The organism is Lacihabitans sp. CCS-44 (assembly GCF_024343735.1).
In the GTDB taxonomy this organism is placed as follows: domain Bacteria; phylum Bacteroidota; class Bacteroidia; order Cytophagales; family Spirosomataceae; genus Leadbetterella.
Map to the genome: position 1 here is coordinate 1 of NZ_RJUE01000032.1, position 766 is coordinate 766.

The 766-nt window shown below is 35.2% G+C and carries 1 protein-coding gene; it reads left to right on the top strand.

Going from position 1 to position 766, the window contains the following annotated elements; translation table 11 throughout:
- Positions 1–122: 122 nt before the first annotated feature.
- Positions 123–686, top strand: a complete 564-nt coding sequence (locus EGI26_RS07180) for a hypothetical protein (protein ID WP_255077318.1) — start codon at positions 123–125, stop codon at positions 684–686.
- Positions 687–766 lie beyond the last annotated feature (80 nt).

Below are 766 nucleotides of genomic sequence, written 5' to 3' on the forward strand. Positions count from 1 at the left end.
ACGGAAACCGATTGAACATTGGTAAGTAACTCAACATCAGTAATTTATATCGGCTGACGTTCGGGCGGACAAGTTTCAAATCCCCCATCTGACCACAAGCCCTGTTCGTTGTGCGTAATATTATGACCCTACGATTTTCAATAGCATTCCTATTTACAGCCTTGACAATTCAATCTTATTCTCAGGTTGACTTTGGCATACGTAAGCAAAAACTTCGACCCATATTCATTGACACGACAAGAGAAAACATTTTTATTTACGAAGTTCCCAATGCTATTCTCTACTTTAAACAGGACGACATAAAAAACTTCATAGACAATCCTGAGAACAAAAATGTCTTAGCAAATTATGGTTATAAAACATTTCAGGACACTTTAATTAAAAAAACTCGACAAATTAAAATCACGGACATATACTTTTACTATGACCAACGTCAACGTGATAGCATTTTCAGACAACAACCAGAAAATGTTTTGACAAAGCAATTAAATGAGGAATTTTATTTTCTTGGTGCAGGACTTATTCTGAGGGGACAGTTTATGGTTTATTCAAAGGCAAATAAAAAATTCATAACCAAAGGACTTGTTGCGAAAAGACAAAAGGGATATTTAGGACAAAGAAACTTGGTGTTTTATTTGCAAGACAAGAGACAGTTTTACGGCATTGTTACATCTCTAGGTGAATAAATACTACGCACAACATTTAGCAGAATAGAAGAAAGACCCCACTAAAGACCCCTTTATATTTGGGGTCTTTTTGCTATTTG